9 protein-coding genes and 1 pseudogene are annotated in these 13,649 nt (G+C 68.2%); 6 read left to right on the top strand and 4 right to left on the bottom strand.

The genetic code is table 11. From position 1 onward, the window contains the following. Nucleotides 1-72: 72 nt before the first annotated feature. Nucleotides 73-1,458: pseudogene (locus AruCF_RS13360) on the bottom strand (methyl-accepting chemotaxis protein); the annotation flags it as partial. A 233-nt stretch (nucleotides 1,459-1,691) separates the two neighbouring features. On the opposite strand from AruCF_RS13360, the gene AruCF_RS13355 reads away from it, so the two are divergent. Continuing rightward, nucleotides 1,692-2,852 carry an acyl-CoA dehydrogenase family protein gene (locus AruCF_RS13355; protein WP_049073513.1) on the top strand — a complete coding sequence of 387 codons (1,161 nt, stop codon included), beginning with the start codon at nucleotides 1,692-1,694 and terminating at the stop codon, nucleotides 2,850-2,852. Next, entirely contained in the window at nucleotides 2,849-4,219 is a 1,371-nt protein-coding gene (locus AruCF_RS13350) for an MmgE/PrpD family protein (protein ID WP_172802762.1), read from the top strand. The genes AruCF_RS13355 and AruCF_RS13350 overlap by 4 nt, the downstream gene beginning before the upstream one ends. Nucleotides 4,220-4,366: 147 nt before the next feature. Here AruCF_RS13350 and rph read toward each other — a convergent pair whose 3' ends face one another. Then, nucleotides 4,367-5,101 (bottom strand): ribonuclease PH, encoded by a 735-nt coding sequence (gene rph / locus AruCF_RS13345; RefSeq protein WP_049073511.1) that lies wholly within the window; start codon nucleotides 5,099-5,101, stop codon nucleotides 4,367-4,369. Between the two features lie 178 nt (nucleotides 5,102-5,279). Here rph and AruCF_RS13340 point away from each other — a divergent pair, with 178 nt between their 5' ends. Beyond that, nucleotides 5,280-6,209 carry a YicC/YloC family endoribonuclease gene (locus AruCF_RS13340; protein WP_049073510.1) on the top strand — a complete coding sequence of 310 codons (930 nt, stop codon included), beginning with the start codon at nucleotides 5,280-5,282 and terminating at the stop codon, nucleotides 6,207-6,209. Nucleotides 6,210-6,290: 81 nt separating this feature from the next. Here the strand turns inward: AruCF_RS13340 and AruCF_RS13335 are convergent, their stop codons facing one another. Both AruCF_RS13335 and AruCF_RS13330 read right to left on the bottom strand, forming a co-directional pair. Continuing rightward, nucleotides 6,291-7,865: an amino acid permease gene (locus AruCF_RS13335; RefSeq protein ID WP_049073509.1), complete on the bottom strand. Its 1,575-nt coding sequence runs from the start codon at nucleotides 7,863-7,865 to the stop codon at nucleotides 6,291-6,293. A 169-nt stretch (nucleotides 7,866-8,034) separates the two neighbouring features. After that, nucleotides 8,035-9,534, bottom strand: coding sequence for an AMP nucleosidase (locus AruCF_RS13330; protein ID WP_372363348.1), 1,500 nt, complete (start codon nucleotides 9,532-9,534; stop codon nucleotides 8,035-8,037). 210 nt (nucleotides 9,535-9,744) lie between these two features. Between AruCF_RS13330 and AruCF_RS13325 the strand changes: the two genes are divergently transcribed. The 3 genes from AruCF_RS13325 (at nucleotide 9,745) to AruCF_RS13315 (ending at nucleotide 13,047) form a co-directional block, all read left to right on the top strand. Continuing rightward, nucleotides 9,745-10,092: a hypothetical protein gene (locus AruCF_RS13325; protein WP_049077756.1), complete on the top strand. Its 348-nt coding sequence runs from the start codon at nucleotides 9,745-9,747 to the stop codon at nucleotides 10,090-10,092. 58 nt (nucleotides 10,093-10,150) lie between these two features. Further along, nucleotides 10,151-12,241 (top strand): TonB-dependent receptor, encoded by a 2,091-nt coding sequence (locus tag AruCF_RS13320; protein WP_049073508.1) that lies wholly within the window; start codon nucleotides 10,151-10,153, stop codon nucleotides 12,239-12,241. A gap of 212 nt (nucleotides 12,242-12,453) precedes the next feature. Then, nucleotides 12,454-13,047 carry a C40 family peptidase gene (locus AruCF_RS13315; protein WP_054416668.1) on the top strand — a complete coding sequence of 198 codons (594 nt, stop codon included), beginning with the start codon at nucleotides 12,454-12,456 and terminating at the stop codon, nucleotides 13,045-13,047. Nucleotides 13,048-13,649 lie beyond the last annotated feature (602 nt).

The raw sequence follows: 13,649 nt of genomic DNA, 5'->3' as shown, positions 1-13,649 counted from the left end.
TTCCTGCGTGGCGCGCTCGATATCGGCGACGGCGTCATTGACCGAGGCGATGCCGGCGGCCTGCTCGGCGGTGGCGCTGGAGATTTCCGCCACGATCTGAGTCACGCGATCGACCGAGGCCAGCATGTCGCGCATGGTGTCGCCGGCCAGGTTGACCTGGCGCACGCCGGCCTCGACGCGCACGGCCGAATCCTCGATCAAGCCCTTGATTTCCTTGGCCGCCTGGGCGCTGCGCTGGGCCAGCGAGCGCACCTCTCCCGCCACCACCGCGAAGCCCTTGCCCTGCTCGCCGGCGCGGGCGGCTTCCACCGCCGCGTTCAATGCCAGGATGTTGGTCTGGAAGGCGATGCTGTCCACCACCCCCACGATTTCACCGATGCGGCGCGCGCTGTCGGCAATACCCTGCATGCTGGCCACGACCTCCTGCACGGCCTGACCGCCATGCCGGGCCAGCTGGGTCGCGCTGAGCGCCTGGCGGCTGGCCAGGTCGGCATTGCCGGCGGTCATCTGCACCGTATGCGCCAGCTGCGTCATGTTGGCCGCCGCTTCCTGCAGCGAGCCGGCCTGGCGCGCGGTGCGGTCCGACATGTCGGCGCCGCCGGCCGCGATCTCGCCCGAGCCCGTATGGATCTCCTCGACGCCATGGCGCACCGACGCCACCGCCGCCGACAGGCCGGTCTGCATGCGGCGCATGGCCGAATACAGCACGCCGATCTCGTTGTCGCCATGGACGGCGATGTGGCCGGTCAGGTCGCCGTCGGCGATGCGGTCGAAATGCGCGCCGGCCTCGTTCAGCGGACGCAGGATGCGGCGGCGAAAGCCCAGCCGGATCAGCACCGCCAGCACCAGCACGAGGCCCAGCACCGCGGCGGCCACCACGGTCACGCGCTGCATGGTCTGGCTGGCGCCGGCCACCGCGGCCTGGCCCTGCTGGCGGGCGTAGGCTTGGTAGGCGTCGGCCTGCTTCACGTAGGCCGAGCCGGATGCCGGCAACACCTTGTCGACCAATCGATTCACCTCGATGCCGTTCCAGCCCTTGATGGCCTTGAACATGGGCGCCAGCGTCTGGTCGGCGAAAGCGGCATAGGCCGCCAGCGCCTGGTCGAACAACGGCGCGCCCTCGGCGCTGGTGTCGGGATTGGCGCGCAGCCGCGCCAGGCTGGCGGCGGCCTGCTTGAGCAGCGCGTCGGCGTGGTTCAGTGACTGGTCGCGGGCCTCTTCCAGCCCGCCCTCCATGGCGGTCTTGGCATCGGTCAGCGCGGCGCGCGCCTGGAACAGGCGGCTCGTCATGTCCGACAGGTCGCTGGCGCGCTCGATGCTGCCCCGGCCCAGCGCCTCGATGTCGGCGCGGTTCTCGCGCAGCACATGGATGCCGGCCGCCGCCGCCAGCGCGAACAGCGCCACGAACACCGCGAGAATGGCGGAAACCGCCGTCGTCACCCTGAGATTTTTCCGCATATCCATCCGTCTGTTGCATCGCCACCTAGGCGTATCCCGGCGATTATGGAGATGCAGTTTGGCAATTTCTTGACACAACCCCGCCCGCCACATGACGAACGGCCGTCACACAAATGCGCTTTTGCGAACAGGAACCCGGTATTAATGAATTGTGAATTGGCAGGCGCGGCGCCTTGCGGCACATTCGATCCTGTCCCGAATTCCATTTCATTGTCGACATCGCAGCCCACCCCATGCCTCAAGCCTCCCACGCCTACCAGGACATCCGCGAAGCCGTCCGCGACCTGTGCGCCCAATTCCCCGCCGAATACTTCCGCAAGGTCGATGAAGAACGCGGCTACCCCGACGCCTTCGTGCGCGCCCTGACCGAAGCCGGCTGGCTGGCGGCGCTGATTCCCCAGGAATACGGCGGCTCCGGCCTGGGCCTGACCGAAGCCTCGGTCATCATGGAAGAAATCAACCGCAGCGGCGGCAACTCCGGCGCCTGCCACGGCCAGATGTACAACATGGGCACCCTGCTGCGGCACGGCTCCGAGGCGCAGAAGCGCGAATACCTGCCGCGCATCGCCGCCGGCGAGCTGCGCCTGCAGTCGATGGGCGTGACCGAGCCCACCACCGGCACCGACACCACCAAGATCAAGACCACCGCCGTGCGCCGCGGCGACCGCTACGTCATCAACGGCCAGAAGGTCTGGATCTCGCGGGTGCAGCATTCCGACCTGATGATCCTGCTGGCCCGCACCACGCCGCTGGATCAGGTCACGCGCAAGTCCGAGGGCATGTCGATCTTCCTGGTGGACCTGCACGAGGCGGTCAAGCACGGCATGTCGATCCGCCCTATTCCCAACATGGTCAACCACGAGACCAACGAGCTGTTCTTCGACAACCTGGAGATTCCGGCCGACAACCTGATCGGCGAGGAAGGCAAGGGTTTCAAGTACATCCTGGACGGCCTGAACGCCGAGCGCACCCTGATCGCCGCCGAATGCATCGGCGACGGCTACTGGTTCGTCGACAAGGTCACCGCCTACGCCAAGGAGCGCATGGTGTTCGGCCGCCCCATCGGCCAGAACCAGGGCGTGCAGTTCCCCATCGCCCGCGCCCACATCAACGTCGAGGCCGCCAGCCTGATGCGCTACGAGGCCTGCCGCCTGTTCGACGCCCACGAGCCCTGCGGCGCGCAGGCCAACATGGCCAAGCTGCTGGCCGCCGACGCCTCCTGGGAGGCCGCCAACGCCTGCCTGCAGTTCCACGGCGGCTTCGGCTTCGCCACCGAATACGACGTCGAGCGCAAGTTCCGCGAGACCCGTCTCTATCAGGTCGCGCCGATCTCGACCAACCTGATCCTGTCCTACGTCGCCGAACACATCCTGGGCCTGCCGCGCTCCTTCTGACCATGACCCCCGACACCTCCCACCCCAGCGCCACCCTCGCCGCCTTCGCCGCCAACCTGCGCTTCGAGGACATACCCGCCCCGGTGCTGCGCCGCGCCGAAGACCTGTTGCTGGACTGCCTGGCTTCGATCCTGGCGGGCGCCGCGTCGCGCCCGGTGCTGGCCATCGACCGCTACGCCGCCGCCATGGGGCCGGCGGACGGCCCCAGCCAGATCCTGATCAACCGGCGCCGCACCTCGCCGGTGTTCGCCGCTATGGTCAATGCCGCCGCCGCCCACGTGGTCGAGCAGGACGACGTGCACAATGGGTCGGTATTCCATCCGGCGGCCGTGGTGTTTCCGCCGGTGCTGGCGGTGGCCCAGGCGCTGGACCGTTCCGGCCGCGACCTGCTGGTGGCCGCCGTGGCCGGCTACGAGGTCGGCATCCGCGTCGGCGAATTCCTGGGCCGTTCGCACTACAAGATCTTCCATACCACCGGCACCGCCGGCACGCTGGCGGCCGCCGCGGCCACCGGCCGCCTGCTGGGCCTGTCGCCCGCCGCCATGCTGGACGCCTTTGGCTCGGCCGGCACCCAGGCCGCCGGCCTGTGGGAATTCCTGCGCGACGCCGCCGATTCCAAGCAGCTGCATACCGCCCGCGCCGCCGCCAACGGCATCGCCGCGGCCTACCTGGCGCAGGAAGGTTTCACCGGCGCGCGCCACATCCTCGAAGGGCCGCAGGGCATGGCCGCCGGCATGTCGAGCGACGCCGATCCGGCGCGCCTGACCGACCGGCTGGGCACGCGCTGGGCGCTGGCCGAGACCTCGTTCAAGTTCCATGCATCATGCCGGCACACCCATCCGGCGGCGGACGCGCTGCAACAGGTGCTGCGCGAACACAAGCTGGCCGAAAGCGATATCGCGCGCGTGGTGGCGCACGTGCACCAGGGCGCCATCGACGTGCTGGGGCCGGTGGTCGATCCGCGCACGGTGCACCAGTCCAAGTTCTCGATGGGCACGGTGCTGGGCCTGATCGCGCGCCAGGGCCGCGCCGGCCTGCCGGAATTCGACGCCGCGCTGGACGATCCGGCGGTGGCCGACTTCCGAGGCCGGGTCACGATGGAACTGGATCCGGAAGTCGACGGCGCCTATCCGCAGCGCTGGATCGGCAAGGTCACGGTGCATACCCGCGACGGCCGCGTGCTGCACGGCCGCGTCGACGAACCCAAGGGCGATCCCGGCAACACCCTGTCGCGCGACGAGATCGAAACCAAGACGCTGAGCCTTGGCCGCTATGCCGACGCCGCCACCGAGGCCGAACTGCGCGGCCTGATCAAAGCGATCTGGGACCTGGAGCGGGCCGGCAAGGTGGGCGCCCTGCTGCCCTGAGGCCCCGCGCGCCCGCGGCGCGAGCGCCGGCAAACCAAAAACGGGATCACGCCGCGCTCGGCCGTGATCCCGTTCTGTTTGGCGCGCGCGGCGCCATTTCCGGCCCGGGGCCGCGATGCATGCCCGAGCCGAAGCGTGCCCCGCCGCTTACGCCAGCGCCGCCCGCTGCGCCCGCACCAAGCCGGCGATGCCGGTCTCGGCCAGGCCGAGCATCGCGTCCAGTTCGGCGCGCGTGAAGGTCGCGCCCTCGCCCGTGCCCTGCACTTCCACGAAGGCGCCGCCGCCCGTCATGATGACGTTGACGTCGGCGTCGCAGGCCGAGTCTTCCTCATAGTCCAGGTCCAGCACCGGGCGGCCCTGCACCAACCCGACCGACACCGCCGCCACCGCGTCGCGGATCGGGTTCACGGCCAGGTCGCCGCGTTGCATCAGCAGCGCCACCGCGTCGGACGCGGCCACCCAGGCGCCGGTGATGCTGGCGCAGCGCGTGCCGCCGTCGGCCTGCAGCACGTCGCAATCCAGGTGCAGCGTGCGCTCGCCCAGCGCCCGCATGTCGAACACGGCGCGCAGGCTGCGGCCGATCAGGCGCTGGATCTCCTGGGTACGGCCGCTCTGCTTGCCACGCGCGGCCTCGCGGTCGCCGCGGGTATGGGTAGCGCGCGGCAGCATGCCGTACTCGGCCGTGACCCAGCCCTCGCCCTTGCCCTTGAGGAATGGCGGCACCTTTTCCAGCACGCTGGCCGTGCACAGCACGTGGGTGTTGCCGGCCTTCACCAGCACCGACCCTTCGGCGTAGCGCGTGAAACCGCGCTCCAGGCTGAACGGCCGCAGTTCGTCGACGGCGCGGCCCGACGGGCGCGCAATGGCGGTGGCAGTGGTCATGACAAGGCTCCAATCAGATTCGGTTGGCGGCATTGTACGGGCTGGAATCGATGCCCCGGCCGGGTTTGGAGTATCCTGCCGCGATACACGGGCTGCATATACCCGCCCGGGTCCGCGCACGGCGGACCGGCGGAACCGGCGCGGCCCGATCCAAAACAAGCAACAGGATATCGACACCATGATTCGCAGCATGACCGCCTTCGGCAACGCCCGGGCAGACCTGGAACAAGGCACGCTGGCGCTGGAACTGCGCAGCGTCAACAGCCGCTTCCTCGACCTCTATTTCCGCCTGCCCGACGAGCTGCGCCACGTCGAGACGCCGCTGCGCGAACTGCTGACGGCGCAGCTGGCGCGCGGCAAGGTCGAGATCCGCGTGTCCTACACCCGCAACGTCAGCGCCGACCTGTCCAAGCTGGATCCCGCCTGGCTCGAAACCCTGGCCGAACAACTGCAGGCCGCGCGCCGCGTCCTGCCCGACATCGCGGCGCCTCGACTGGTCGAGCTGTTCAATTGGCCCGGCCAGCGCGCCAACGACGCGCTCGACCCGCAGGTCTGGGGCGCGGCCTGCATGCAGGCCGCCCAGGAAGCGCTCAAGCAGCTGCAGGAAGGCCGCGCGCGCGAAGGCGAACGCCTGGCCGGCATGATGCGCGATTGCGCCGATGGCGTGGCCGGCATCGTCGAACTGGTGCAGAACCACCTGCCCCAGCTGCTGGCCGACCACCGAGACAAGCTCGCCGCCAAGCTGCGCGAAAGCGTGGAAACGGCCTTCCCCGGCGGTTTCACCCATATCTCGGGCGCCGAATTGTCCGAGCGGCTGTCGCAGGAAGCCAACCTGTTCGCGCTGCGTATCGACGTCGCCGAGGAACTGTCGCGCCTGCGCTCGCACGTGGCGGAGCTGCGTCACCTGCTGACCGACGGCGGCGGCAAGGCCGAAGGCAAGAAAAACGCCGGCAGCGCCGGCAAGCGCCTGGACTTCCTGTTCCAGGAAATGAACCGCGAGGCCAATACGCTGGGCTCCAAGGCCGGCAGCATGGAAGTCACCCGCGCCGCCATGGACCTGAAGCTGCTGATCGAGCAGATGCGGGAACAGGCGCAGAACATCGAGTGACCCGCAAACGCCAAGGCCGCCGCAATCACTGCGGCGGCCTTGGCCGGATGCAAGAAGGCCGCGGAGTTCCGCGGCCTTTTCTCATCGCGCGTTGGTACCGGGCGCTGTCGCCGTCTCCGGCCCGACCGTGGCGGGCTCGCCGCGCAGGGCCGAATCCAGGTAGGCGCTGCGCGCCCGGGCGTCCGGGAACGTCATGTCCTTGTAGCTGACAAAGCGCGAACCCTTGACCAGCCGGTAGCCCAGCCAGATCAGCAGAAACAGGGGAATGCCGATATAGGTGGCGGCCACGCCGCCCCAGTCGATCCGATGCTCCAGGAAGGCCTGGTAGTTCTGCCCCAGCGTGATGACCAGGCACAGCACGAAAGCGAAGATCGGGCCGAACGGGAAGAACGGCGACACGTACGGCAGGTCGGCCAGGTTGCGGCCCTGCTTGACGTAGCCACGGCGGAACCGGTAATGGCTGATGGCAATGCCCAGCCAGGCGATGAAACCGGTCATGCCCGAGGTGTTCAGCAGCCAGATATAGACCGCCTTGGGACTGAAGATGAACGAGAAGAAGCAAAGCGCCGCCACCACGGTGGTGGCCAGCAGCGCCCACAGCGGCACGCCGTTGCGCGCCACCCGGCCGAAAATACGCGGTGCCTTGCCGTCACGCGCCAGGCTGTAGAGCATGCGGGTAGCCGCGTACATGCCGGAATTGCCGGCCGACAGCACCGAGGTCAGCACCACCGCGTTCATGATCGAGGCCGCCGCCAGCAGCCCGGCGCGCTCGAAGATCAGCGCGAACGGACTGACGCTGACATCGGTGACGTCGTTGCGCAGCAGATGCGGGTCGGTATAGGGAATCAGCAGGCCGATCACCAGGATCGCCATCACGTAGAACAGCAGGATGCGCCAGAACACCTGGCGCACGGCGCGCGGCAGGTTGCGCGCCGGGTCCTTGGATTCGCCCGCGGCGATGCCGATGAGTTCGGTGCCCTGGAACGAAAATCCCACCACCATGGCGACCCCGATCAACGCCGCGAAACCGCCGGCGAACGGCGCGTCGCCCACGCTCCAGTTGGCCACGCCGCCATCCTCGCCGCCGCGGATGATGCCCAGCAGCATCATCACGCCCATGGCGACGAACGCCAGCACCGCGATCACCTTGATCAGCGCGAACCAGAACTCGGCCTCGCCGAAGCCACGCGCCGACAGCGCGTTCAGGCCGAAGGTGATGGCCAGGAACAAGGCGCTCCAGTACACCCCCGGCACGTCCGGAAACCAATACGCCATCACCAGCTGCGCGGCCACCAGGTCCACCGCCACCGTGACGGCCCAGTTGTACCAGTAGTTCCAGCCCAGCGCGAAGCCGAAGCCGTCTTCGACGTAGCGCGCGCCGTAGGTCGAGAACGACCCGGATACCGGCATCGCGGCGGCCAGTTCACCCAGGCTGGTCATCAGGAAATAGACCATCACGCCGATCAGCACATAGCCCAGCAACGCCCCGCCCGGTCCGGCCTGGGCAATGGTGGCGCCGGAGGCCACGAACAGGCCCGTCCCGATGGAGCCGCCCACCGCGATCATCGTCAGGTGGCGCGCGGACAGGGCGCGGCGCAATTCGGACGGTTCCGTCGTCCCTTTCTTGCCGCCGTCGCGGTGCGGGTCGTGTTCCATCAATGCCAAAGTCGTGTTCCTTCAGAGCGAAAAAGCCCCCGCGGATTGTGCCCCCGGGCGCCGTGGGATTTCCACGCAACGCGCGAGCATAGCGCAACTGCCCCCGGCCGTCGAAACGGCCGAAGGCGGGCAAGGATCCGTCCCCGCCCCGGATATCCCTGCTACGGGTCTATTGAAACGCCGTTTCCATGAAGGTGCGCAACTTGCGCGAATGCAGCCGCTCAGGTGGCATGTCGCGCAAGCGCTCCAGCGCCCGGATGCCGATTTCCAGGTGCTGGTTGACCTGGCGGCGGTAGAACGCGCTGGCCATGCCCGGCAGCTTGAGTTCGCCATGCAGCGGCTTGTCGGACACGCACAGCAGCGTGCCGTACGGCACGCGGAAGCGGAAGCCGTTGGCGGCGATGGTGGCGGACTCCATGTCCAGCGCGATGGCGCGCGACTGCGCGAAGCGCTCGACCAGCTCGACGTGGTCGCGCAATTCCCAGTTGCGGTTGTCGATGGTGGCCACGGTGCCGGTGCGCATGATGCGTTTGAGGTCCCAGCCGGACAGCCCGGCCACCTCTTCCACCGCCTGCTCCAGCGCCACCTGCACCTCGGCCAGCGCCGGCACTGGCACCCAGGTGGGCAAGTCGTCATCCAGCACGTGGTCTTCGCGCACATAGCCGTGAGCCAGCACGTAGTCGCCCAGGCGCTGCGAATCGCGCAGGCCGGCGCAGTGGCCCAGCATCAGCCAGGCGTGCGGGCGCAGCACCGCGATGTGGTCGGTAATGGTCTTGGCGTTGGACGGCCCCACGCCGATGTTCACCAGCGTGATGCCGGAATGGTCGCCGCGCACCAGATGGTAGGCCGGCATCTGCGGCAGGCGCTGCGCCTGGCCGTCGTCGGCCGGGCCGGATTCGCCGCGGCGGGTGATGCGGTTGCCCGGCTCCACCAGCATCTCGTAGTCCTCGTTGCCGCTGGCCATCAGCGCGCGGGCGCGGGCGCAGAACTCGTCGACGTAGAACTGGTAGTTGGTGAACAGCACGAAATTCTGGAAATGCGCCGGCGCCGTGGCGGTGTAGTGCTGCAGCCGGTGCAGCGAGTAGTCCACCCGCTGCGCCGTGAAGGGCGCCAGCGGCTTGGGTTCGCCGTCCTTGCCGCGCCATGAGCCGTTGACGATGGCGTCGTCCGTCACCGCCAGGTCGGGCACGTCGAACAGGTCGCGCAGCGGGCGCTTGAGCGCCTCCAGGTGCTCGCCTTCGACATACGCGCCCTCGGGGAAGGCGAAATGCAGCGGGATGGGCGAATCGGATTCGCCGACCTCCACCGCCACGCGGTGGTTCTGCAGCAGCTGGCCGACCTGCTCGATCAGGTAGTCGCGGAACAGCGCCGGCTGGGTGATGGTGGTCTGGTAGATGCCGGGTTCGGCCACGTGGCCGTACGACAGGCGGGTGTCGATGGGGTCGTAGGTCTCGACCAGGATGCGGATGGCGGGATAGTAGGCGCGGGCCCGGTCGCGGCCGCTGGACGAACCCTTCAGGACGTCGCGGAACGCGGCGCGCAGGAAGGCCGTGTTGCGCGCATAGATTTCGGCCAGCCGGTCCACTGCCGCGACCGCATCGTGGTAGGGCTCGAAAGGAATCGCCTCGGGCCGGTTCATCGAGGACAAAGGGTGTACTGCGTTCATCATTGAGCTTGACTCCGCTTTCTTATGGTCTTCTTTCAGCGGCTGCTCTCGGCGATCAAGCCGGGAGGGCCGATGCCGACGATTATGCCCGAACCTAGGACGCCATGAAGTGTCATATTCGGCCGCGGCGAGCGGCGCGACGGGGCGGACACATATCGCCACAGTCACAGGAACAATATATCATTCCGTTTTTCTCGTATTCCCCCCTTGCCCATGCCGCCGGCTCACCGTCTCAGCCCCGCTCCGCGCCTTGCCCGATGGGCGGCGCTGGGCTGGCTGTGCGCCTGCCTGCTGCTGTCTCCGCTGGGCGGCGTGCGCCACGTGCTGTCGCACCTGCCGGGCGCCCCGGCCTCCAGCCAGGACGATGCCCACGCGCCGGACAAGCCGGGACACTGCGACCTGTGCCATATCTGGGATCTGCTGGATGCCACGCTCCCGGCGTCCTTCGTCCCCGTCACCGGCAGCGCGCCCCGTATCGCGCCGCCCGCGCCGGCCCCGCGCGGCACCACCATCGCCGCCCTGCCCTGGTTCCAATCGCGCGCGCCGCCCGCCACAGCCTGACATCCGCCCGCCCGATTTCAACCGCGCCGCCCGCCGGGCGGCCACCAGGACTGCCACCATGTCTTTTGCTTCTTCCCACGCGGGGACGCGTTCGTCCCTGCGCGCCTTTTCCCTGAGCCCACTCGCCCTCGCCTGCCTGCTCGCCCTGCCGCAAGCCGCACGCGCCCAGGCCGCCGCCCCCGACGCCCCCACCCTGTCTCCCGTCATCATCACCGCCAACCCGCTGGGCAGCGAGGCGCTGGCCTCGCCATCCACCGTGGTGCAAGGCACCGGCCTGGACCTGCGGCGCGCCTCGAATCTGGGCGAAACGCTCAATGGCCTGCCCGGCGTGTCGACCACCACCTACGGCCCGATGGTGGGCCGTCCCATCATCCGCGGCATGGACGGCGACCGCATCCGCCTGCTCAACAATGGCGTCGGTTCGCTCGACGCCTCGTCGCTGTCGTTCGACCACGCCGTGCCGCAAGACCCACTGACCACCAACCGCGTCGAAATCCTGCGCGGCCCGGCCGCCCTGCTGTACGGCGGCAGCGCCATCGGCGGCGTGGTCAACACCATCGACAACCGCATCCCCACCGAACCCATCGACGGCATCCACGGCGACGTCGCCGGCAGCTACGGCGGCGCCAACAACGACCGCAACGGCGCGATCCAGCTCGAAGGCGGCGACGGCAACTTCGCCATCCACGCCGACGCCTTCAGCCGCAAGACCGGCGACCTGCGCATTCCCGGCTACGCCCGCACTTCACAGCAACGCGCGATCGACGGCCCCGACCGGGACCAGCCGCGCGGCACCCTGCCCAACAGCGACGGCCAGGCCAGCGGCGGCGCGCTCGGCATGTCCTGGACCGGCGAGCGCGGCTACGCCGGCCTGTCCTACAGCGGCTACGACTCGAACTACGGCTCGGTGGCCGAGCCGGACGTGCGCATCAGGATGCGCCAGGAACGCTTCGGCTTCGCCAGCGAGCTGCGCGACCTGGAAGGCCTGTTCACCAGCGTCAAGATGAACTTCGCCTACACCGATTACCAGCACAAGGAAATCGAGGACGGCGAAACCGGCACCATCTTCAAGAACCGCGGCTACGAGGCTCGCATCGAGGCCCGCCACACCGACATTGGACCGCTGCGCGGCGTGGTCGGCCTGCAACTGGGCCAGACACGCTTCTCGGCGCTGGGCGACGAAGCGCTGGTGCCCACCACCGACACCGATTCCGTCGCCTTGTTCGCGCTGGAGGAATGGAAGATCAACGAGCGCCTGACGCTGAGCGCCGGCGCGCGCGCCGACCACACCCGCCTGACGCCGGGCGGCGGCGGCAACGAGCGCTTCGATGGCTCCAACCGCCGCACCTTCACCGCCGGCAGCCTCTCGCTGGGCGGCATCTACAAGCTGGACAGCGCCTGGTCGGTGGCCGCCAACACCGCCTACACCGAGCGCGCGCCCACCTTCTACGAGCTGTACGCCAATGGCCCGCACGCCGCCACCGGACAATACCTGGTGGGCGACCAGAATCTGGCCAAGGAACGCGCCTGGTCCGGCGACCTGTCGCTGCGCTACAAGAAGGACGCCGACAGCGCCAGCATCGGCGTGTTCTACAGCCGCTTCTCGAACTACCTGGCCGAAATGAACACCGGCCGTTTCCGCAACGATGACGGCGACCTGGTCGCGGCCGGCGATGACGGCGCCCTGCCCGAGGCCCGCTACCAGGGCGTGTCCGCGCGCCTGTACGGCGTGGAAGCCGAAAGCAGCACGCGCGTGCTGCAATCGGGCGGCCACAAACTGGACCTGGGCCTGTCGGGCGACTACACCGTGGCCCGCAACAGCGACACCGGCCGTTCGCTGCCGCGCATCCCGCCGCTGCGCCTGCGCGTGGCGCTGGACTACGGCTATGGGCCTTACAGCGCCGGTGTCAGCGTATCCAAGGCCTTCGCCCAGCACAGCCGCCCGGACAACGACACAGCCACCGCCGGCTACTACAGCCTGGACGCCAACGCCGGTTACCGCTTCAAGGTTGCGGCGGTGCAATGGCAGGCCTACGTGCGCGGCATCAACCTGACCAACCAGGACATCCGCTATGCCACCTCGGTGCTGCGCGACGTCGCTCCCGAGGGCGGCCGCGCCGTGATGGTCGGCCTGCGCGGCAGTTTCTAAGCCCCACGCTTGGCGCCCGTTACCTTTTCCTGACGGAATGAGGTAACGGGCGGGACGTGAGAATGCTGCATTGCACTACAAATGTAATGAAACTTTATTCCATTACAATGCAATGGCAGTTCGTGAAGCTCAAGCCTCCCCTGCCCCCTTTCCGCCGGCTTGTCCCCCCGGGACAAAGCCATGCCGCCCACTCCGATTCCTGAAGTGACGTAATGACGCCGCCTACGCGAAAAGCCCGCTTTGCCTTTTTCCGCCTCCCCGCTTTGCTGTCAGCGCCCCTGCTGGCCCTGACGTTCTCCTGGTTACCCGGCGCCGCCCAGGCGTCCATCCCCTCCGAACAAGCCCGCGCCACCCTGTCCGGCCTGAGCCTGGCGCAGGAACCCACCGTGCCCACCCTGCGCGAACGCGTGGTGCAAGCCGGCCTGGCCGCCATCGGCACGCCCTACAGCTGGGGCGGCGACGACGCCGCCGAGGGCTTCGACTGCAGCGGCCTGGTGCTGTACGTGTTTCGCGAGATCGCCGGCCTGGAACTGCCGCGCACCGCGCGCCAGCAGCGCACCCAGGGCGATACGGTCAACAACAAGAAACAGCTCAAGCCCGGCGACCTGGTGTTCTTCGCCACCCGCGGGCGCGGCATCACCTCGCACGTGGGCATCTACATCGGCCAGGACAAATTCGTGCACGCCCCGCGCCGAGGCGCCAAGGTGCGCGTGGACGAGATGAAGAATCCGTATTGGTCCAAGCGCTATCTCGGCGCGCGCAGCTACATCGATACGGCCAAGGGCCAGATGCTGGCGCAGAAGTAAAATCCCGGATAAAGGGCCGCGGCGCGGCGCGCGCTTGCAGCCTCCCCTCCGAGGGCGCGGCCTTGTCGCGAGGCCGCCGGCGCCATCGCTCGGCGGCACTCTTCGATTCAGCACGGCCGGCACTTGGTCGGCGGTCTTGTCGGCACGCGCCATTACTCAACGCGTTCCTTGCCGCGACGCGTAAAATGCCGCGGCGGCGGGCGATCCCCCAGCGATTGCGGCGGCCACACGTCCGACGCCCATGTTGGCCACGATCTGCCGTTTGACGCAGGAGGCGGTGGGCCGCATTTCTCTAGTTGGTGGCACGGGGGAACGAACTGGTAGCCCTTTTTCTGCATGCAGCGTTTAAGCTCATCGGACAATGCCTCTGACTCCCTACGATACCGTTCGTCATTAACAGTAAGCTTGTACGCGTCCTTAATATGGAAGCCCCCGTTTTTATCTCCACCGCACTCTTTCCAATCCACCCACCGGGTTTCCTCTGTTTGGCCATTTAGCGGCCAATACCACTCCATCGGGAGGACGAAGTACATAATCCAGGCTTGTGCCTGGGGCGATCGGCACATATATCGCGGAAGCGTGAGGCAGCAGCCCGCCACTAA

Source organism: Achromobacter ruhlandii, assembly GCF_002082135.1.
In the GTDB taxonomy this organism is placed as follows: Bacteria; Pseudomonadota; Gammaproteobacteria; order Burkholderiales; family Burkholderiaceae_B; genus Achromobacter; species Achromobacter ruhlandii.
The sequence above is the reverse complement of the archived record's forward strand: the minus strand, read 5'-3'. Positions and strand labels throughout refer to the sequence as shown.

Bases quoted from the DNA above. Each gene is read 5' to 3' on its own strand.
- AruCF_RS13335 (WP_049073509.1), bottom strand. From the start codon at position 7,865: ATGGAACACGACCCGCACCGCGACGGCGGCAAGAAAGGGACGACGGAA.
- AruCF_RS13315 (WP_054416668.1), top strand. From the start codon at position 12,454: ATGACGCCGCCTACGCGAAAAGCCCGCTTTGCCTTTTTCCGCCTCCCC.
- AruCF_RS13330 (WP_372363348.1), bottom strand. From the start codon at position 9,534: ATGATGAACGCAGTACACCCTTTGTCCTCGATGAACCGGCCCGAGGCG.
- AruCF_RS13320 (WP_049073508.1), top strand. From the start codon at position 10,151: ATGTCTTTTGCTTCTTCCCACGCGGGGACGCGTTCGTCCCTGCGCGCC.
- rph (WP_049073511.1), bottom strand. From the start codon at position 5,101: ATGACCACTGCCACCGCCATTGCGCGCCCGTCGGGCCGCGCCGTCGAC.
- AruCF_RS13325 (WP_049077756.1), top strand. From the start codon at position 9,745: ATGCCGCCGGCTCACCGTCTCAGCCCCGCTCCGCGCCTTGCCCGATGG.
- AruCF_RS13355 (WP_049073513.1), top strand. From the start codon at position 1,692: ATGCCTCAAGCCTCCCACGCCTACCAGGACATCCGCGAAGCCGTCCGC.
- AruCF_RS13340 (WP_049073510.1), top strand. From the start codon at position 5,280: ATGATTCGCAGCATGACCGCCTTCGGCAACGCCCGGGCAGACCTGGAA.